The following is a 19,298-nucleotide window of genomic DNA, read 5'->3' as shown; positions in this document are numbered from 1 at the left end:
GGGGCATGGCCCCACCCTACACCTATGCGGATAGGTAGGGTGGGGCCATGCCCCACCAAGTAGTCAACTAGTGAGGGCGATGGCAAGTTTCGAAGTGCCTGCAGGGGTTGGTAAAGTTACTCTTGAGGATGTAGCTGATGCACTTCAGCCAATACTAGCTGAGAGCTGGCAGGTTACAGCCTAGTCCGTAGCCTGGATGAAGTGCAACGGAATCCGGGGGGAACAGCGCGTCAACCATCCCGGATTCCGCTTTGCTCCATCCAGGCTACCTTGCTGAGATATTCTTGAAATTGTGGAGGTTGCATGTGGTTATGGCGTTTTCGGTGAGCTTTTGGTGGGGCATGGCCCCACCCTACGTTTAATTCAAACATGTACTGGCATGGCCCCACCCTACGACCGTTCGGTCCCAGGTTAATAGAGGCGTGATGTAGGGTGTGGCCCTGCCGCACCATGCCGGCATTGAATAATGCTCAGTTATTAATCTTGTTTAAGTGACGCCAATGTGGTTGGTGTGGTTATCTCTTGGCAACTGGATGCAGGAAGCAGAGCGTATCCGGGAGTTGTTCTTCTAACTTTCGTATAATCTCATCCAGCTGTGATTGATCATATGCCTGACGTTGGCTGGTGCCCCAAACCACACCGGGCCACCAGGGGTCATTGGTTGTGCGGCCGATTATATGGATATGCATCTGTCGTACGATATTACCGATCGCAGCGATGTTGAGCTTATCTGTCTCATAGTTTGTCTCCACAAAGTGTGAAAGCAGATTAGTCTCCTGAAGTAGTATTAATTGCTGTTCGGATGAGAGCTGATGCAGTTCATGGCAGGAGACGCGGGGAACCAGTATGAACCAGGGCAGCAGTGCATTGTTCATCAGCAACAGCTGGCTCAATTCCAATTCCGCTAATAGATAGCAGTCTGTAGCAAGCCGTGGATCGAGTTCGAACGGGGGGTTAGCTGATGTCACGGCATACTGACCTATGCACCACCATCCCTGGGTATCAGTTCTGGCTCTTGGCGTTGATAACCCACCGCCTCAAGTTTTTCCAGATAGGCCTGCCATAGCTCATCCTGATGTTTGCCCAGGTTATAGAGGTATTGCCAATCATAGAGCCCGGAGTTGTGGCCGTCATCAAAGTGAATTTTGACTGCATACTGACCCACCGGCTCCATCTGGGTAATAGAGACCATCTCTTTGCCTTTTTCCAGTTTGGCGGTTGCTGGACTATGGCCACGAGTCTCTGCTGAGGGTGAGTAGACCCTCAGGTATTCACAGGGGAGGGCAAAGTGGGCGCCGTCGCTGAAAGAGATATCAAGAAAACGGCTCTGTTGGTGGACTTTGATCTCTACGGGGTGGGGTGTTGTGCTCATTGATTTTTATCTCCAGCAAGGGGTCTGGCTTCCGGCCAGCCCTGGGCATGCTTATGGATCAGTTTTGCCAGCATCCCGATATGTTCAGGGTCGTCATTCAGGGCTGGGATATAGGTGTAGTCGCCACCCCCCGCTTGCAGAAAGTAGTCTCTGTTTTCCACTGCGATCTCTTCCAGGGTTTCGAGGCAGTCTGTTGAGAAGGCAGGGCAGACTACCTGAACACTTTTGACCCCTTCGGCGCCCCACTGTTTGAGTGTCGCATCGGTATAGGGTTTAACCCACTCTTGCGCACCAAATCGGGATTGAAAGGCGATCTGCCATTGCTCATCCTTTAGCCCTAACCTTTCAATAACAGCTTTGGCTGTGGCATGACACTCATCAGGGTAGGGGTCGCCTGCCTGATAGTAATCCTTGGGAATGCCATGAAATGAGAAGAGTAGTTTCTCTGCGGTACCGTGCTCTTTTCGGAAGGCTTCGATCTGATTGCTGAGTGCGGCGATGTAATCCGCTTCCTGCTGGTAGTGTTGGATAAAGCGGATCTCAGGTATCCACCGCCAGCGTTGCAGCTCAGAGGTTATTGCATCAAATATCGAGGCGGTGGTGGTCGCTGAATATTGGGGATAGAGGGGCAGGATCAGCAGGCGCTGAATATTTTTCTCGCGCAGCGATTGCAAGACACTGGGGATCGAGGGGTTACCGTAACGCATCGCCAGAGCAACTGTGACCTGGCCTTCAAATAGAGGCGCAATCTCTTCTTCCAGGGCAGATCGCTGCTTCTTGGATATCGCAAGCAGTGGTGAGCCTTCCTCTGTCCAGATCGAGGCATAGGCCTTGGCGGAGCGTTTTGGTCTGACTCGTAAAACAATGCCGTGCAGGATAATCATCCAGAGAAACCTGGGAATAGCCACAATTCTTGGGTCACTGAGAAATTCAGCCAGGTATCTACGCACTGCGCCGGTAGTCGGGGCGTCAGGGGTGCCGAGGTTGACCAGCACTATTCCCAGGCCACCCTCCTTCATTGACAGTTGATCCGATTGGTTAAGGTATCTCATTATTTAATTCCGATTCGCTTTGCGGATTCTTGCCTCTACCCGTGCTCGTTTCAACAGGTCTTTATTGTGTATTTCCGGATAGAGTGTCCATAATCTGTCGATCTGCTCTGCCTGATCTACCGCCAATCGTTCTAATCTCTCCCTTGTCTCTCTGCTCAGGTTAGGCAGCATCAGCAGTTGAGGGGCCTTCCAGGCGATATAGTCTGCGATCAAGGGGGCGTTCTCAGCATCATAACCCGATTCTGTAAGTGGCAATTCTGGAAATCTTACAGTTGTTGTCGAATCCCCGATGTGGTGCATCATGCCAGTATCAGGGTCGTTATAGAACCACGCAGTCTGCGGCAGAAAACCGGCTCGTCCTCTGACTTCGGCCTCTACAATCGAGGCGTGTACCCTGGGATTGTAACCATCATGGCTGGGCACTCCACGTTGTCGAAGGTGGGGTGAGACGAAACTGAAGTCACCTTTTGCTGCAGCGATCCATTTTTGCTCCATATTGTGCAATTGAATCTCGCTCTCTGCGCGGCAACTCTGTAGTAGTGCAACGGGCTCGCCGTTTTCTTCATCCAGCAGCCAAAGCTCATAGTGGTCGGCCATAGGGAAAGGGAGCTGAGGCAGTACCGGCTGCAGTCCAGAGATCAGCGTGTCACTGGCTTCGATCATGCTTCTTATATCGAATAGGGGATTGACCGGAACTTGCTCCAGACCATTAACTTCCGACCATAAACCAAAGGTGAAATATTGTCCTTCTCCCAGGGGGGTATTGGCCCATAAACCCTGGGGCGTCTCACTGAGGACCTGGATTTCCCACACCACACCATTTGCACTGAGTGCGCGGGCCGAATCTTGTTGGTAGACCTGCAATAGGCCATTGAACGGATTGAGTCGCCGTATACTGAATGTTGCGTTTGAAAGCTGCTGCATACTCTACAGACTACTCTACTCTGCCCAGAAGGGCAGAGTAGAAAGTCAGCGCGGGGTTTGGGAAAAGCGTGTTAATGAAGTGTTGGGTTTTTACAACCTATTCGCGAATTGCTCAATCATCAGTCGCAGAGAGATCCCAATATTTTGGGGAGTGGTATAGCCTCGCCAGTTGCAGCTCCCGTTCAAGCTCCATCTCTCGTGGGAGGTGGTCACCAAAACGGGAAAACAACTCTTCCTGATCAATGGCTTCGTGGCGGGCTCTCTCCCGGTCGATATTCATGATTTCATAAAAGTCTGCTTTATCGAAATCGAGTCCATTCCAGTTAAGGGCATCATGAGAGGGGACCCAGCCTAAGGGGCTCTCGATCGCATGACCATTACCGTTGCATCGGTCTATCACCCACTTCAATACCCGCATGTTCTCGCTGAAGCCTGGCCAGATGAAACGACCATGCCGATCTTTGCGAAACCAGTTCACCCGGAATATCGCCGGTGGTGTTGCAACATTTTTACGTCCAATACGCAGCCAGTGCTTAAAATACTCCGCCATGTTGTAACCACAGAATGGCAACATGGCCATCGGATCACGTCGCATGGCAGCCTGACCGATTGAGGCTGCAGTTGCCTCCGAGCCCATGGTCGCTGCCATGTAGACGCCATGCTCCCAGTTGTAGCTTTGAAACACTAACGGAAAGTTGTTACTGACACGTCCGCCAAACAGGAATGCGGTGATCGGTACACCGGCAGGATTCTCCCATTCCGGATCAATTGAGGGGCAGGCGGCAGCGGGGGCGGTAAAGCGGGCATTGGGATGGGCCGCCGGATGTCCGCAACCAATCACCCAGTCATCTCCGCGCCAGTCGATCAAATGTTCAGGGGGATCTTCCGTCAGCCCCTCCCACCAAATATCACCGTCATCAGTCAGGGCGCAGTTGGTGAAGATGCTGTCCTTGGTCAGAGCGGCGATGGCATTGGGGTTGGATGTATCATTGGTGCCTGGGGCGACGCCGAATAGCCCATACTCGGGATTGATGGCATAGAACTTTCCATCCTTGGGATTGGGTTTTATCCATGCAATATCATCTCCGATAGTGGTGACCTTCCAGTCCTCTAAACCTTGTGGCGATTTGAGCATTGCAAAATTGGTTTTTCCACAGGCACTGGGAAAGGCCGCTGCCACATAAAACTTCTTCTTCTCTGGAGTTTCAACGCCCATGATCAGCATGTGCTCCGCCAGCCAGCCTTCATCCCGCCCCATCACCGAGGCGATACGCAGCGCAAAGCACTTTTTACCCAGTAGGGCATTACCACCATAACCACTGCCGTAGGACCAGATCTCTCTGGTGTCAGGAAAATGGGTAATGTATTTATCCTCAATGCTGCCTGCACAGGGCCAGGGAACGTCCTCTTCCCCAGGTTGTAAGGGCGCACCAACTGAGTGTACGCAAGGGACGAATTCACCCTCATCACCCAGCACATTGAGTACATCCTGCCCCATACGGGTCATCAGGCGCTGATTCACTGCGACGTAGGCAGAGTCTGAGATTTCAACACCAATGTGCGCGATATGAGAGCCAAGCGGTCCCATGCTGAAGGGAATGACATACATAGTCCTTCCTTGCATGCAGCCTTTGAATAACCCCTTGAGGACAGATTTCATCTGCTTGGGATCCATCCAGTTGTTGGTTGGACCAGCGTCTTCTTCGTTTTTAGAACAGATGTAGGTACGCTCTTCAACGCGAGCTACATCGCTCGGATGGGAGCGTGCCAGATAACTGTTGGGCCGTTTCTCCTGGTTAAGGCGGATAAATGTGCCGCTTTTCACCATCTCGTCACATAGACGGTCGTACTCTTCCTGTGAACCATCACACCAGTAAATCCGATCCGGATTACATAGTTGTGCGATTTCATCAATCCAAGCTAGGAGTTTCTGATTGTTTGTCCGAGCGGCGCCATCATGTTTTCTGGTCATGGTAAATGTCCATCACTGTTTTCGTCGGGTTACGAGTGTTTTTAATTCAAGGCTTATGGCCTTCTAGGCACACTGCGATTGGGTTACCAGTATATGAAACTCCACCTTAAATCGCTATCCCCATATAAATATTGTTTATGTCACTCTGTGTTGAATCGTGTTTTGGCATTTTCTGTGTGGGATTAGTGTTAACAGGCTCTAGGAAAATCCAAGCTCAGTCTAAACCAAGTCAGTCGATGCAAAGGCAATGCTGAAATAGCGGTTTAATAGTCCAAGCTGTCTACCTTTGGGTTCGCTTCACTGCCCCTTTATGATCTAGAATGGCGAAGTTAAATCAGCTGTCCAATATGTTTCATGAATAGAGAAAAACGCCAGGCCATCTTTCAGCGTCTTCAAGCGGCCAATCCCAACCCCACAACTGAACTGAATTACAAAACCCCTTTCGAACTATTAGTGGCGGTAATTCTTTCAGCGCAATCGACAGATAAGGGAGTGAATAAGGCTACCGACCTGCTCTATCCAGTGGCGAATACCCCTGAACTGATTCGTGATCTGGGTATTGAAGGATTGAAGGGGTATATAAAAACCATTGGTCTTTTCAATAATAAGGCTAAGAATATTGTTGAGACCTGTCGCATCCTGATCGAATCTCATGGTGGTGAGGTGCCTGAGGATCGTAAGGCGCTGGAGTCTCTGCCCGGTGTGGGCAGGAAAACAGCAAATGTTGTGTTGAACACGGCTTTCGGTCACCTGACAATGGCAGTTGATACCCATATCTTCAGGGTTTCAAACCGTACCCGGATCGCACCGGGCAAGACACCGTTGGAAGTGGAAAAAAAGCTGATGCGCTCTACTCCTGAAGTTTTTTTACAGGATGCTCACCATTGGCTGATTCTGCACGGACGTTATACTTGTGTGGCACGCAAACCACGTTGTGGAAGCTGTGTCATCGAAGATCTGTGTGAGTACAAAGATAAGACGGAATAGTCTCTATAGTTCGACTGAGAACCCGCTGAACAACTCAGGGCCAATTCGATTAGTGTTCACAGGCCCCAATAAAGGAGCATAGGATGAAAACTATATTCACGCTTATAGCTGGTCTGTTACTGACCATCGGTGTCGCCCAGGCAGATAGCGGTATGGTGACAAAGGCCAGCCAATTTAACGTAGAGGAGACCGCTGATCGTTTTGTTGCTGCTGCAGAGGAAGCAGGTCTGAAGATCTTCAGTCGTATCGACCATGCTGCTGGGGCGAAGAAGGTTGGACAATCTCTACGTCCGACGTTATTGATTATTTTTGGTAGCCCGAAAGTGGGTACCGCATTGATGACCAGTGATCAACGTGCCGGCATCGACCTGCCGCTGAAAGCTCTGGTGTGGCAAGATGCTGAAGATAAGGTCTGGCTTGGCTATAACAGCCCGGAATATCTATTTGGTCGCTTCGCTATCGACGACCGGGAAAAGGTGAAGAAAAAAGTGACAGGCGCATTGAAAAAATTATCGCAGAAAGCGACACAGCCTTGAGTTATAAATCCTGATGATTAGTAATGATCGGAATCAGTTGCGTCAGGTCTTTTTTGAGGCTTGGCGAAAGCATCTTGCAGAACAACCCATGGAACCTCTGGAAGAGATTGTATCCCAGGTGATCAAACAGCATCCGGAGTACCATGGTTTGTTGAATAACAGGGAGCAGAGTCTGGAGCGGGATTTTCATCCTGAGGGTGGACAGACCAACCCTTTTTTACATATGGCGATGCATCTCACTTTGATCGAACAGGTCTCTACTGATCGACCCGCAGGAATCAGCAGGCTCTACCAGCAACTCTGTCAACACAAGGGGGAGGCCCATGAAGCGGAACACCAACTGATGGAGTGCTTGGGGCGTATTCTTTGGGAAGCTCAATCAGCCAACCGAATGCCTGATGAATTGGGCTACCTTGATTGCATCAAGAGCCTGATTAAAAAATGACCACTCAACCAAATGCCAAAAACTGCACTCTTTGTCGTGTAATGCGAGGGTTGGCGTTTGGTGGTATGGGAGCAGCTATTGGAGGGTATGGCGCCCTGTTTTTAGGTGTGGATAGGAATGAGGCTACCTACTATGCTCTGTTTGGCGCGCTGGCTTTGACGGTTTTGATACTGAGAAAAAGAAAATAGGCGTAGCTCTTCTTCACCAGGTCATCACTTAAGGAACCTCTGATCAATTCGTGAACTCGCATCTTGCCCCTGAAATGTCCAGTTTCTGAGTTATGAATCTTCGCAATAGCCTGCTATTACGAGCGATCCATGCCTTGAACCAGAACATTTTAGGGCACAATCTGTTTCGTCCAGAATTAAACAGAGGTTCCTTAATCTGGCAGATCAATAAGCCAGTTCAGAGTTTGGGATTGCAGGCAAGACCTGAGAACTTTAGCGTAATTTGTTATCTGCACTTCAATTTCATCAAATGTTCGACACGTATGCTCTCCCCAACCCTTTTGTCATCAAGGGTGGGGGTGTTTGCGCCTGTTTCTGGAGTAATGGCGAGCTGATAAGACTGTACTGAAACGCAGTCTGGATCTCTCTGAGCTTAAGGTTTTCAGCTATCTAGCAAGTCTGATAGTGCACGAAAAAGGTCGCTCTCTGTGAGCATTCCCTCGACATTGCTGTCGTTACCAACTACAGGTAGACAACCGATTCTGTGGTCAGTCATCTGTTTCACTGCGGAAGAGAGCGAAGCGCTGCCCGAGGTGGTGAGTACTGGTGTATGCATGACTTCAGAGATCTCAGCGGGTGCTTCTCTAAAATATCGTGCCGCCAGCTGCAAATCCCGCCGCGTGACGATTCCTACCACATGATTCTCCTGGTTTACCACAGGTAGGTGGTGCATATTTTTCTCTTCCATGATTTCAAAAGCCAGATCATAGTTATCTTCACTGCGCACTGTGATCGGGGATGCGCTCATATAGTCGCTGACAAACATGTAATCCTCCTCATTCCGAATTTATTTTCGGTTAGTATCAGTTCTTGAACTATAGCAAAGCTCAGTCTCTTCGTTTATGCACATACAGCCAGTGGTCTTACCCTGCCTCAATAAGAAGACACTCAACAAGTTTTGAATATTGCGTAGGGTGGGGCCCTGCCCCACCAAAAAGCACAGGGAGCTGCAATATTGCAATGGCTCAAAAGTTGATAACCGATTAAGCAAATAAGCAGCCCTGGTTAGTTGCGTAGGGTGGGGCCATGCCCCACCAAAGGCACAGGGAGCTGCAATATTGCAATGGCTTAAAAATTGATAACCGATTAAGCAAATAAATAGCCCTGGTTAGGTTTTCACAGGCGTAGTTTGAAGGTAAAAAACAATAAACCTATAAAAAACATTAGTTTTCTACCATACTCAGTAGTCAAGCCGGCTTGAAATGGCGGATGAACTTAACGTATATCAGGGGAGGTTGGTTATGCCGAAAAAGGGTAAAAAGACGAAAAAAAGCGATAGCGGGGCAAAGCGCAAATTAAGCAAGAAATTTGTGAAAATGCATAAGCATCAACATCTCACGGGTCGGGTGGAACTCCTTGAGAAGCAGGTTGCTGAGTTACAACGCCTGCTGTCTGCCGGAGGGGATGAAAAGGTAGAGAGTGATGATATCGAATCAGTTGAGTTATCTGATGATCTGAAAAAGATAAAAGGTATCGGGGCAGTACTAGAAAAAAAGTTACATGGGATTGGTATCAACAGCTTTAAGCAGATTGCCGACTGGAATCAGGCCGATATCGACCGCTTCTCCGATCAACTCAGTTTTAAAGGGCGTATTGAGCGGGAAGACTGGGTGGCGCAGGCAAAAGAACTGGTAGCAAAATAAGCAGCCCTGTCGTTTGTTGATTCAACGGTGTGCTCAATCTTCCTTGTCTAAAACCTGGCAGACGAGTTTTCCCTGTTGCAGCCTGGCTTGGAGTTCATCCCCGATGTTGACTTCTGAAGAGTCGCTAATGATAGCGCCATCAGAAGCACGACTTACGATGGCATAACCTCTTCCCAAGGTATTCAGGGGGCTCAGGTTGTGAAGATCCCTGCCTATTTGAATTAGTTTTGTCTGGTATAGATTCATCCGCTCCTTGAAGGCGCGATGAAGTCGTTCTGTAAGGTTTCTGTTTTGTTGGTTTAACCTTTCCAGTCGTTGTTCCGGTGTCTGCCTGGAGAGGCGAGTGTGGAGCCGATCCAGACGTTGGTTGCGCTGTAGTAGGTTGAATTGAAAAACTCTGGTCAATCGGTCAGCCAGCTCATCCAGTCGTTGCTGACGTTGTTGAAGTCTCTGCTTTGGATGTTGGGTATTGAGTCGTTTACCCAACGCCAGACACCGTTCACTCAGTTGTTGAAGTCGTCGTAACTGATAATGATGCAGGCGTTTTGCAATTGTTTGCAGTCTCTGTGTCCACTCCTGTTGATCCGGGGTAACAAGCTCTGCAGCTGCAGATGGGGTAGGGGCTCGCCTATCTGCAACGAAGTCTGCGATGGTAAAATCGATCTCGTGGCCTATGCCGGTTACCACGGGTATCTTCGAGTTTCTGATTGCCCTTGCCACGCCTTCGTCATTGAAGGATTGCAGGTCTTCCAAAGAGCCGCCACCCCGGCTTAAAATCAGTAAGTCACACTCCTCGCGTTTGCTTGCCAGGGTTATCATTTGAATGATCTGTCTGGCTGACTCTTCACCCTGTACCTGGACAGGATAGATAATCACTGGCAGGGCGGGAAAGCGTCGTTTGAGAACGGTCAGTAGATCACGTACAGCAGCGCCAGTGGGCGAGGTGATCAGTCCCAGCTGTTTTGGGGGCATTGGCAATGCCCTTTTGCGTTCTGTGTCGAACAGACCCTCGGCGGCAAGTTTCTGCTTCAGCTGCTCAAAGGCAAGACGTAAAGCGCCTTCCCCCGCCGGTTCCATGTGCTCGGCAATCAGCTGAAATTCACCCCGTGCTTCATACAGGCTTACCTTGGCTCGAATCAAAACTTGCTGGCCGTTTTCCGGTTGGAAGCGTATTCGCTGACGCTTCATGCGAAACATGGCACAGCGTACCTGGGCCGCTTCATCCTTGAGGGTGAAATAGATGTGACCCGATGCCGGTTGCGCTAAATTGGAGATTTCACCACTCACCCAGAGCAGAGGAAAACTACCCTCCAGCACAGCACGGGTCTCCCGCACGAGACGCGAAACAGAAAAGATATCTTTAGTGAAATTTGGCGTTGTTGTTTGCTGGCTCAAGCGGTTTCTTTGCTCAGGTAGGTTTCGAATTCATCCACAGGGAGTGGATGGCTGAAGTAGTAACCTTGGAATATCTTACAGCCTTTGTCACGCAGAAATTTCAATTGACTGGCATTTTCGACACCAATTGCAACCACTTCGATCTCCATATTCTGAGCCATGTTGATAATGGTTTGAACCAGCTGAGCATCTTTGGGATCAATTGAAATATCGCGTATGAAGGTCCGATCTATCTTGAGTTGATCCACTGGTAATCGTCGGATATAGGCGAGAGAGGCATAGCCGATACCAAATCGGTCGATGGAGAAACACACCCCTAACTTCTTTAGCTGAAGTACCTTGTCAGCTGCCTCTTCAAAGTTTTCAACCAGGGTGCCTTCATGAATTTCCAGGGTGAGGTGGCTGGGATTGACGCCACTCTCCTCGAGAACTGTCTGCACCTGATCGGCGAAATTGGCCTGGTGAAAATGAACTGAACTGACATTTATGGAGAGGCGTATCGGGTTGTGATTATTTTCGTTCCACTGCTTGCTTTTCTTAAGCGCCTCTCTGAGAACCCATTCACTGATCTGTAGAATCTGTCCTGACTCTTCAGCAACATCGATAAAGGTTCTTGGCTCCACCTCACCATGTTTTGGATGAAACCAGCGAAGTAGAACTTCCGTGCTGACAGTATTCCCTTCGAGATCGACCTGGGGTTGATAGTAGAGTGTCAGTTCGTGGTTGGTCAGGGCGTTGCGTAAGTCGTTCTGCAACCTAAGCTGTTGTTCAGCCGCATTCTGCATGCCAGGCAAGAAGAATCGGATTGTGTTTCTGCCTTCCGCCTTGGCTCTGTACATGGCTGTGTCTGCATATTTGAGTATATCGTCACCGCTTTCGCTGTCTAATGGGAAGATGACAATGCCGATACTAGGTGTGATATGTAGTTCATTGTCATTAATGAGATAGGGCATCGAAAGAGTTTTCTGTATTTTTTGCGCCCCTTTACTGGCTTGCTGTGCAGCTACCTGGGGGTTGCTGTCCAGTTCAGCGAACAGAACAATGAACTCATCGCCACCGAGCCTAGAGGCGGTGTCTTCATCTCTGATTTCACTGCTAAGGCGTTCAGCAACCTGCTTTAGCAGCAGGTCACCGACTTTGTGACCCAGAGAGTCATTGATCGTCTTGAAGTGGTCGAGGTCCATAAATAAAACTGCACCGGAGTGATTGTGACGGCGACACCTGGACTGAGCTTGACTGAGTCGGTCGATCAGCAAGCGGCGGTTTGGCAAGTCTGTGAGGACATCATAGGTGGCCTGGTAGGCGAGGCGTTCCATTGCTCTTTTCCGTTCGATCTCTGCACTGATCCGGGCAGCAATGATATCCATGACATCAACCCAGTCTGGTGGCATGAATAGGGGTTTTCGTGAGACAACCCAGATAATACCGATCACAACACCTTTGCGGTCACGGATCGGAGAGCCTGCATAGCCCTGCATGTTGAGAAGCACAAGGTCTTTATCTTTAGGAAAGAGATCCTGGATGCCCTGAGGATAGAGAGAGGCGCCCTGTTTCACTACCTTGTCACAAGGGGTGCCACTGATCTGATAGCTGAAATCGTCAACTACTTTATTGTCAATAATTGTGGCAATGGAATTGATTTGTGTTCTTCCTGCCAACTCCCCGACATTCGCACCATCTGCGCCAAACCAGCGGCACAGCTCTCTGGCGACATGTTCGAAGAAATCCTCTCCAGTGATGCCGACCATACTCTCCATTAAGGTATTCAGGGTCTCCGCGGCCCGTTTGCGCTCTGATATGTCTTGATGGGTACCACAGGCCCGGATTGGTCGGTGAGTCAGTGGATCGAACTCAACCGCACCGCCTGAACCTTCGATCCATACCCAATGGCCACTGACATGTCGCATGCGGAACTCTACGCTGTATGTTTTGCCTTCGTTGAAAGATCGTTTAAATATTGGTATGACACGATCTCTGTCCTCTGGATGAACTCGCTCCTGCCAATCATCGATATTGTGCAGCATATCTGAAGGCTCCAGGCCAAGCGTCTCCATCCATTTTTGATTCACGGTAAGTTCATCGGTCAGCAGGTTCCAATCCCAGAAGCCCAGAGCAGCACCTTTAACCACAAGGGAGAGTTGTTTTTCTGTTTCCCGCAAATGGGAGACATCCACCAGAGTGACCGGGATATGCTGTATCTCTTTGAGTGAATCCGAGAGGGGGAATGAGATCATCACCTGAATCAAATGACCCTTTGAGGTCAGTAAAGGCACTTCGCAGGAGAAAAGGGCTTCTCTTTCGCTGGATGCGATTAAGAACTCTTTGAATGCAGTAAATACCTCCGGGGTGATGCTTTTGGGTAACCACTGCTGCAGCTGTTTTAAATTTTTAACGCAGAATAGTTTCAGGGTTGCAGGATTGGCGTTGACAACCCGGATTAAAAACAGGGTCTCTTTCAGTAGATCAGGATGCTCTTCGAGGTGGGATCTGAGATCTTCGACTCCAGAATCAAGCAGTTCATCTAATCTTGCCAGGGCTTTGGAGCTATCACCTTCACACAGTGCAGTGGCTACCCCATCGAAGTAGTTGTGGTAGCGGGCCTCAGTGGCGGCCAGTTGTCGGGTCTTTACTTTGACCCGCCATCTGAGGATCTGAGCGATTGATAACAGGGTGATCAGCAGAGCCCCTACAGCAAAGATTAACTGATACAGCAGAGGTGCAGGTTGTCTCTCGGTTTTCAATGGCTCGAACAGATTATTCATACGCTGGTGGTAGACAGATAGTTCATCTGCTTTCTGGATGGCCAAATGGTAGTCAAGACGCTGCTTTATATTTTCGGCCAGAGGGTTCTTCCGTGATATGGCGTATCGGATATCGAGGGGCATTAAGAGGATAGGGCTGGCTACTGGACGGTGGAAATGGCCAGTACTTGCGCCAAACAGGCGATTGATCAAGCCGGCGTCAGCACGTCCGCTGGCGACTGCCCTCATCACCATATCGTAGGAGTCATAGGTCTCTATTCGGCAATCTATCTTGAAGGACTCGCATATTTCCAGCAGGCCATGTTCAGAGGTGAGGAAGATATCCTTGGACAGGACAGCGATCTTTTTACCATTCAGATCAGGAATGGATTGTATCTCCGAGCCTTCAAGGACGTACATTTGCCCCCAGTTGGCGATAATGGTCTCGTCTGAGAAGAGAAATCGCTTGTTACGGGCCTGATTGAAGGCGATGGCAGGCAACAGGTCTATTTTTCCTGTTGATAATCGATATAGCTGATCACTCCACGTGCCGGGTATATAGCGGAGTTTCCACCCCTCCTGATAGGCGACGCTCTCGAGGATATCGATAAACAATCCTCTGGGCTGCCCCTTTGAGTCTGTGTCAACCGAGGGGGGGGATTTAAAGACGCCCACCCTTAAGGTCGTTGTAGTGGTTGCATGCGCAATGCCGCAAAAAATCAGCAGGTTGAAGGCGATAAGGAGAAAAAAAGTTCTGCTACGAACCTGAAAATTGTGCATATCTGCACTTCCTGACTTCATTGTCTAAGTCCCTAACGACTAGCATAGCGCCAGAACGGTGCATTTGCAGATGTTTCTGACCAATTTGGAGGTAGGAGGGGTATTTTGAGCCAGATTCAGGCGCTAATTTCTTATTGAATCGTGGTTGATTTAAAGCTGCCGGTTTACCGGCTAGACCGCAACTTCTATAATGCCCGGCTACTTTATCCCTCCAGCCGGAAAAAATGCTATGCGTGTAATCGAGGAAGCCCTCACATTTGACGATGTTCTCCTGGTGCCCGCCCACTCCCAGGTACTGCCCAAAGATGTTGATTTACGGACGAAATTGACCCGGGACATCGATCTTAATATCCCTCTGGTTTCGGCCGCAATGGACACGGTTACCGAATCACGATTTGCCATTGCTCTGGCACTGGAAGGAGGAATCGGCATCATCCACAAGAATATGGATGCTGCAAGCCAGGCCCGGGAAGTGGAGAAGGTCAAAAAATATGAGAGTGGGGTGATCCGGGATCCAATTACCGTCGGACCCTACGTCAGTATTGGTGAGGTGGTTGAACTCACCCGCTCCAGAAACATATCCGGGGTGCCGGTAGTGGATGGCAAAGAGCTTGTGGGCATAGTCACCGGTCGGGATCTGCGCTTTGAGCGCATAATGGATGACCCGGTACGGAATATCATGACCCGTAAAGAGAAGCTGGTGACAGTCAAGGAAGGCGCGAGCCGTGATGAGGTGATGAGCCTGCTGCACAAGCACCGTATAGAAAAGGTGCTGGTGGTGGATGACAATTTTGAGCTGCAAGGCATGATCACCGCCAAAGATATCCAGAAGGCCAAAGATAACCCCAATGCATGCAGGGATGAGCATGAGCGTTTGAGAGTTGGTGCTGCTGTCGGTGTCGGCGAAGGCACCGAAGAGCGTGTGGATGGGCTGGTCAATGCCGGGGTCGATGTGGTGGTAGTGGATACTGCCCATGGTCACTCCCAAGGTGTACTTGACCGAGTGGCGTGGGTGAAGAAAAACTACCCTGGTGTTCAGGTTATTGGTGGAAATATCGCAACCGGTGCGGCCGCACTGGATCTGGTCAAGGCAGGTGCTGACGCCGTAAAAGTGGGTATAGGCCCAGGATCTATCTGTACGACACGTGTTGTTGCCGGTGTGGGTGTGCCTCAGGTCACCGCAGTGAGCAACGTGGCCAAGGCTTTGGAAGGGAGTGGCATACCTCTGATTGCTGATGGCGGACTACGTTACTCTGGCGATATTGCCAAAGTTCTGGCTGCTGGTGGTTACTCGGTAATGATCGGAGGCATGTTTGCCGGTACAGATGAAGCACCAGGTGAAGTTGAGATCTATCAGGGTCGCTCCTACAAATCCTATCGTGGTATGGGTTCCCTGGGAGCAATGTCGGGTAAAGATGGCTCTAGCGATCGATATTTCCAAGAGAGCAATGAGAAGGAAAAATTGGTGCCAGAAGGCATCGAAGGTCGTGTCCCATATAAGGGGTCTGTGATGAGTATTATCTACCAGATTATTGGTGGCATCCGTTCCAGTATGGGCTATACCGGATGTGCCAGTGTAGACGAGATGCGCACCAAGCCAGAGTTTGTAAGGATTACCAATGCCGGGGTCACTGAATCCCATGTGCATGATGTAACGATCACCAAAGAAGCACCGAACTATCGGCGCGATTGATGAGTCCCTACCGATATCTTACAGGAGCTCTGCCGGTCGATCCGGTAGCTCCTGTAAGCGTTTTGCGGAAGTAAAAAAGCAATGACAACTGATATCCATGCCCACCGAATTCTGATTCTCGACTTCGGCTCCCAATACACGCAGTTGATAGCCCGCCGCATCCGTGAGGCTGGGGTCTACTGTGAGATTTTCCCCTATGACAATGCCGGTGAAGGACTGGAGGGAACCAAGCCTGCAGGTATCATACTCTCAGGTGGCCCTGAAACCGTGACCGCAGATGAGGCGCCTACCGCGCCTCAGGAAGTATTCGAAATGGGTGTGCCGGTTCTGGGGATCTGCTACGGCATGCAGACCATGGCTGCTCAGCTCGGTGGTGGAGTGGCCTCATCGGATAAACACGAATATGGCTATGCGCAAGTGCGAGCCAGAGGGCATTCCCGTCTGTTGAAGGATATCGAGGATCATACCAGTCCGGAGGGCTATGGCCTGCTGGATGTCTGGATGAGCCATGGTGATCGGGTTGAATCCCTACCGGAAGGTTTTCAGGTGATCTGTGAGACCGAAAATGCACCAGTGGCAGGCATTGCTGATGAGTCACGCGCCTACTACGGATTACAGTTTCATCCTGAGGTAACCCATACTCGTCAGGGAAAGCGAATTGTTGAGCGATTTCTGTTTGAGATCTGCGGATGTGAAGTGCTCTGGACTCCAGGTCAGATCATTGAGGAGACAATTCACAACGTGCGTGAGCAGGTTGGTGAGAAGCAAGTGGTGCTCGGGCTCTCAGGTGGCGTTGACTCCTCTGTGGTAGCAGCACTGTTACATCGAGCAATTGGTGATCAGTTGACCTGTGTGTTTGTCGATAATGGATTACTACGCCTGCATGAAGGCGATCAGGTAATGGCGACCTTCGCTGAGCACATGGGTGTCAAGGTGGTTCGGGTCGATGCGGAAGATCGTTTTCTGAAAGCCTTGCGCGGTGTGACAGACCCTGAACAGAAACGCAAGATCATCGGTAACCTGTTTATCGATATCTTCGAAGAAGAGGCGGGCAGGCTTGAGGATGTCTCCTTTCTCGCTCAGGGAACCATCTACCCGGATGTCATCGAATCTGCCGGCGCGAAATCGGGCAAAGCCCATGTCATCAAGTCTCACCACAATGTTGGTGGGCTGCCAGAGTATATGAAGCTGGAATTGGTCGAGCCTCTGCGAGAGTTGTTCAAAGATGAGGTGCGTAAGATAGGTGTTGAGTTGGGGCTTCCCTATGAAATGATCTATCGCCATCCCTTCCCGGGGCCAGGTCTGGGTGTGCGAATTCTCGGTGAGGTTAAGAAAGAGTACGCAGACCTGCTGCGTCAGGCTGACCACATCTACATTGAAGAGCTGATCAAAAACAAGCTCTACGATGAAGTGAGCCAGGCATTTACTGTGTTCCTGCCAATCAAGTCAGTCGGTGTTGTTGGTGATGCGCGACGTTATGAATATGTGGTCACTTTAAGGGCTGTAAAAACAGTCGACTTCATGACCGCAAAATTTGCCCACCTGCCATTTGATTTTCTTGAAGAGGTTTCAAGACGCATAATCAATGAAGTATCGGGTATCTCAAGGGTGGCCTATGATATTTCCAGTAAGCCGCCAGCTACTATTGAGTGGGAGTGATACGAATTCATAATATATTGAATAATAAGAATAAAAAACAACCCTATTGATAATATATCCTGCATCATCAATGGTATTTTTCATGGTATTTCCGAGTGCTGTAAGGCAGAAAGCAGCAATACCATGAGTGGCAGATTGGCGTAATCATGGTATCAGCGGTCGGCACTCAGATATCGTGTTCTGAACGAGCATGGCGTGATTTAGGGCTTTAAGCGCGCCAAATATTTCTATAATGTGGCGTGAATAAGTGCTATAATCGAGCTATGAAGTGGATATGGCAACAGCCCGACTGGCCAGATTTTCGCTATGACAATCGCACGCTCAATGATCGGGAGCTTGAATTTCGCCTGAACTCAGAGCGGCTGGCGGGCAGCTTCGATGCGCTACCGATGGCATCCCAAGAGGATGCCACGATTGACCTGATGCTTTCCGAGGCCATCAAAACCAGTGCGATCGAGGGCGAGGATCTGGATAGGGAATCTGTCAGGTCTTCGCTACTTTCTTTGATTACATCCGATACGCTACCAGACAACTCAGACCAGAAAGCTGCTGGGGCTGCATCGCTGCTGGTGGACGTCCGCAAGAACTGGCAAGCATCGCTGACGCATGACCTGCTGGGCAAGTGGCAGTCCATGGCCGTCCCAGAGCAGCGCTACACGTCTATTCTGCGTGGCGCATACCGTAACGATCCTTCACCGATGCAAATAGAGAGCGGGCCTTACGGGCGGGAAAAGGTTCACTATGAGGCCCCGCCAGCGACTCAGGTGCCGGATGAAATGGCGAGGCTTACCGACTGGTACAACCAAACCAGTCCTGTGAGCGGGGATAAGACAATACCCGGGATCGCAAGAGCAGGTATTGCTCATCTCTGGTTCGAGGTGATTCACCCCTTCGATGATGGTAATGGTCGAGTCGGCAGGACAATCGCTGACCATGCGCTTTCCCAGTTTCTTGGTTATCCAACCACGGCCTGTCTTGCCACGGCGATAGAAGGAGATAAAAAAACCTATTACCTGCAACTGGAGAAAGCGAGTCGTGGAAGCCTGGGTGTTAACGTTTGGCTGGATTATTTCGCAAACACAATAATCAAGGCACAGGAAATTGCCAGGGAAGAAGTGGGTTTTGTACTGGCCAAGACACGTTTCTATGAAGTCTATAGCGACCAGCTGAATGACCGGCAGGCCAGGATGGTGTCGCGAGTGTTCGCTGAAGGACGAAAGGGCTTTGAAGGTGGAATAACGACCAGAAAATATGAAACTATCACCAAGTGCCCCAATCGAACAGCCAGCCGTGACCTTTCTGACCTGGTTACCAAGGGTATAATCATTCCGTTACCGGGTGGTGGTAGAACAACACGATATGAGTTGACGATTGTAAAACCGGTTCGGCCTGGCCCGACGAAGAAATAATTTACCATGAGAGGTAGTTTGATGCTGGCCTGGTATCAGGGAGCTTGAACAACTCACATTCTGGAGCAATCCGGAAACCTGCTATACCTGCTGCACATGCGTACCAAGGCATATGGGTTATGCCGGGCTATTTCAGATGGCGTTGTGGATCCTGGCGGCCATGTAGTACCCGGATGATTTCAACCCTGTTGACGGTCACACGGTAAAACAGAGTATGGCTTTCTATAGGGAGGCTTCTGGTATCTGGCAGGAGTTCGGAGCGCTCGGTACCCATAAGTGGTTGCTGGGTCAGCAACCATAATTGCTTCTTAATGGTGGTCAGGTAGCTTTCGGATTGTGACTGATGAGATGGACGCCCTACCATTCCGGCGTCGGTGCGCCAAACTAGTTATGAGAACATAGGTTACATGGAGGGCATCCATCATGAAGAAGCATAGTCTTACAGCCATCGATTTAGCAAAAA

At 50.0% G+C, this 19,298-nt stretch carries 17 protein-coding genes; 8 read left to right on the top strand and 9 right to left on the bottom strand.

Translation table 11 applies throughout. The features are described from left to right. Positions 1–515 precede the first annotated feature (515 nt). The 5 genes from AC4IFB_RS01160 to AC4IFB_RS01140 form a co-directional block, all read right to left on the bottom strand. Positions 516–968 (bottom strand): HIT domain-containing protein, encoded by a 453-nt coding sequence (locus AC4IFB_RS01160; protein WP_490779137.1) that lies wholly within the window; start codon positions 966–968, stop codon positions 516–518. A gap of 11 nt (positions 969–979) precedes the next feature. Then, a complete protein-coding gene (locus AC4IFB_RS01155) occupies positions 980–1,372 on the bottom strand; it encodes a gamma-butyrobetaine hydroxylase family protein (protein ID WP_490779136.1) in 393 nt (130 codons plus the stop codon). Next, on the bottom strand, positions 1,369–2,424 hold the full coding sequence (hemH, locus tag AC4IFB_RS01150) for a ferrochelatase (protein ID WP_490779135.1): 1,056 nt from the start codon (positions 2,422–2,424) through the stop codon (positions 1,369–1,371). Before hemH ends, AC4IFB_RS01155 begins: the two co-directional genes overlap by 4 nt. A 3-nt stretch (positions 2,425–2,427) precedes the next feature. Next, entirely contained in the window at positions 2,428–3,348 is a 921-nt protein-coding gene (locus tag AC4IFB_RS01145) for a hypothetical protein (protein WP_490779134.1), read from the bottom strand. 112 nt (positions 3,349–3,460) lie between these two features. Next, positions 3,461–5,320: a phosphoenolpyruvate carboxykinase (GTP) gene (locus AC4IFB_RS01140; RefSeq protein WP_490779133.1), complete on the bottom strand. Its 1,860-nt coding sequence runs from the start codon at positions 5,318–5,320 to the stop codon at positions 3,461–3,463. A gap of 354 nt (positions 5,321–5,674) precedes the next feature. Here AC4IFB_RS01140 and nth point away from each other — a divergent pair, with 354 nt between their 5' ends. From nth to AC4IFB_RS01120, 4 genes are all read left to right on the top strand, one after another. After that, entirely contained in the window at positions 5,675–6,307 is a 633-nt protein-coding gene (nth, locus tag AC4IFB_RS01135; RefSeq protein ID WP_490779132.1) for an endonuclease III, read from the top strand. An 83-nt stretch (positions 6,308–6,390) separates the two neighbouring features. Further along, complete coding sequence (locus AC4IFB_RS01130) at positions 6,391–6,843, top strand: DUF302 domain-containing protein (RefSeq protein WP_490779131.1); 453 nt, start codon at positions 6,391–6,393, stop codon at positions 6,841–6,843. 13 nt (positions 6,844–6,856) lie between these two features. Continuing rightward, the gene (locus AC4IFB_RS01125) at positions 6,857–7,288 is read left to right on the top strand and encodes a DUF1841 family protein (protein ID WP_490777775.1); all 432 of its coding nucleotides are present in this window, start codon (positions 6,857–6,859) and stop codon (positions 7,286–7,288) included. Beyond that, a complete protein-coding gene (locus AC4IFB_RS01120; RefSeq protein WP_490777776.1) occupies positions 7,285–7,476 on the top strand; it encodes a hypothetical protein in 192 nt (63 codons plus the stop codon). The genes AC4IFB_RS01125 and AC4IFB_RS01120 overlap by 4 nt, the downstream gene beginning before the upstream one ends. A gap of 421 nt (positions 7,477–7,897) precedes the next feature. Here AC4IFB_RS01120 and AC4IFB_RS01115 read toward each other — a convergent pair whose 3' ends face one another. Continuing rightward, complete coding sequence (locus AC4IFB_RS01115; RefSeq protein ID WP_490777777.1) at positions 7,898–8,281, bottom strand: CBS domain-containing protein; 384 nt, start codon at positions 8,279–8,281, stop codon at positions 7,898–7,900. A 475-nt stretch (positions 8,282–8,756) separates the two neighbouring features. Here AC4IFB_RS01115 and AC4IFB_RS01110 point away from each other — a divergent pair, with 475 nt between their 5' ends. Then, positions 8,757–9,158: a helix-hairpin-helix domain-containing protein gene (locus AC4IFB_RS01110; protein ID WP_490776365.1), complete on the top strand. Its 402-nt coding sequence runs from the start codon at positions 8,757–8,759 to the stop codon at positions 9,156–9,158. 33 nt (positions 9,159–9,191) lie between these two features. Here the strand turns inward: AC4IFB_RS01110 and xseA are convergent, their stop codons facing one another. After that, positions 9,192–10,553 carry an exodeoxyribonuclease VII large subunit gene (xseA, locus tag AC4IFB_RS01105; protein ID WP_490779130.1) on the bottom strand — a complete coding sequence of 454 codons (1,362 nt, stop codon included), beginning with the start codon at positions 10,551–10,553 and terminating at the stop codon, positions 9,192–9,194. Beyond that, positions 10,550–14,095, bottom strand: a complete 3,546-nt coding sequence (locus AC4IFB_RS01100) for an EAL domain-containing protein (RefSeq protein ID WP_490779129.1) — start codon at positions 14,093–14,095, stop codon at positions 10,550–10,552. Before AC4IFB_RS01100 ends, xseA begins: the two co-directional genes overlap by 4 nt. A 208-nt stretch (positions 14,096–14,303) precedes the next feature. Here AC4IFB_RS01100 and guaB point away from each other — a divergent pair, with 208 nt between their 5' ends. The 3 genes from guaB to AC4IFB_RS01085 all read left to right on the top strand — a co-directional run bounded on the left by guaB (position 14,304) and on the right by AC4IFB_RS01085 (position 18,835). Beyond that, entirely contained in the window at positions 14,304–15,767 is a 1,464-nt protein-coding gene (gene guaB, locus AC4IFB_RS01095; protein ID WP_490779128.1) for an IMP dehydrogenase, read from the top strand. Positions 15,768–15,848: 81 nt separating this feature from the next. Further along, positions 15,849–17,426: a glutamine-hydrolyzing GMP synthase gene (gene guaA / locus AC4IFB_RS01090; protein WP_490779127.1), complete on the top strand. Its 1,578-nt coding sequence runs from the start codon at positions 15,849–15,851 to the stop codon at positions 17,424–17,426. A 263-nt stretch (positions 17,427–17,689) separates the two neighbouring features. Continuing rightward, positions 17,690–18,835: a Fic family protein gene (locus tag AC4IFB_RS01085; RefSeq protein WP_490779126.1), complete on the top strand. Its 1,146-nt coding sequence runs from the start codon at positions 17,690–17,692 to the stop codon at positions 18,833–18,835. Positions 18,836–18,962: 127 nt separating this feature from the next. Here the strand turns inward: AC4IFB_RS01085 and AC4IFB_RS01080 are convergent, their stop codons facing one another. Then, a complete protein-coding gene (locus AC4IFB_RS01080) occupies positions 18,963–19,199 on the bottom strand; it encodes a type II toxin-antitoxin system RelE/ParE family toxin (RefSeq protein WP_490779125.1) in 237 nt (78 codons plus the stop codon). Between the last annotated feature and the right edge of the window lie 99 nt (positions 19,200–19,298).

The organism is Candidatus Thiodiazotropha sp. AKIB8 (genome assembly GCF_058244675.1).
This window is presented reverse-complemented; position numbering and strand designations above follow the sequence as displayed.

Bases quoted from the DNA above. Each gene is read 5' to 3' on its own strand.
- AC4IFB_RS01155 (WP_490779136.1), bottom strand. From the start codon at position 1,372: ATGAGCACAACACCCCACCCCGTAGAGATCAAAGTCCACCAACAGAGC.
- hemH (WP_490779135.1), bottom strand. From the start codon at position 2,424: ATGAGATACCTTAACCAATCGGATCAACTGTCAATGAAGGAGGGTGGC.
- AC4IFB_RS01145 (WP_490779134.1), bottom strand. From the start codon at position 3,348: ATGCAGCAGCTTTCAAACGCAACATTCAGTATACGGCGACTCAATCCG.
- AC4IFB_RS01140 (WP_490779133.1), bottom strand. From the start codon at position 5,320: ATGACCAGAAAACATGATGGCGCCGCTCGGACAAACAATCAGAAACTC.
- nth (WP_490779132.1), top strand. From the start codon at position 5,675: ATGAATAGAGAAAAACGCCAGGCCATCTTTCAGCGTCTTCAAGCGGCC.
- AC4IFB_RS01130 (WP_490779131.1), top strand. From the start codon at position 6,391: ATGAAAACTATATTCACGCTTATAGCTGGTCTGTTACTGACCATCGGT.
- AC4IFB_RS01125 (WP_490777775.1), top strand. From the start codon at position 6,857: ATGATTAGTAATGATCGGAATCAGTTGCGTCAGGTCTTTTTTGAGGCT.
- AC4IFB_RS01120 (WP_490777776.1), top strand. From the start codon at position 7,285: ATGACCACTCAACCAAATGCCAAAAACTGCACTCTTTGTCGTGTAATG.
- AC4IFB_RS01115 (WP_490777777.1), bottom strand. From the start codon at position 8,281: ATGTTTGTCAGCGACTATATGAGCGCATCCCCGATCACAGTGCGCAGT.
- AC4IFB_RS01110 (WP_490776365.1), top strand. From the start codon at position 8,757: ATGCCGAAAAAGGGTAAAAAGACGAAAAAAAGCGATAGCGGGGCAAAG.
- AC4IFB_RS01100 (WP_490779129.1), bottom strand. From the start codon at position 14,095: ATGAAGTCAGGAAGTGCAGATATGCACAATTTTCAGGTTCGTAGCAGA.
- guaB (WP_490779128.1), top strand. From the start codon at position 14,304: ATGCGTGTAATCGAGGAAGCCCTCACATTTGACGATGTTCTCCTGGTG.
- guaA (WP_490779127.1), top strand. From the start codon at position 15,849: ATGACAACTGATATCCATGCCCACCGAATTCTGATTCTCGACTTCGGC.
- AC4IFB_RS01085 (WP_490779126.1), top strand. From the start codon at position 17,690: ATGAAGTGGATATGGCAACAGCCCGACTGGCCAGATTTTCGCTATGAC.
- AC4IFB_RS01080 (WP_490779125.1), bottom strand. From the start codon at position 19,199: ATGGTAGGGCGTCCATCTCATCAGTCACAATCCGAAAGCTACCTGACC.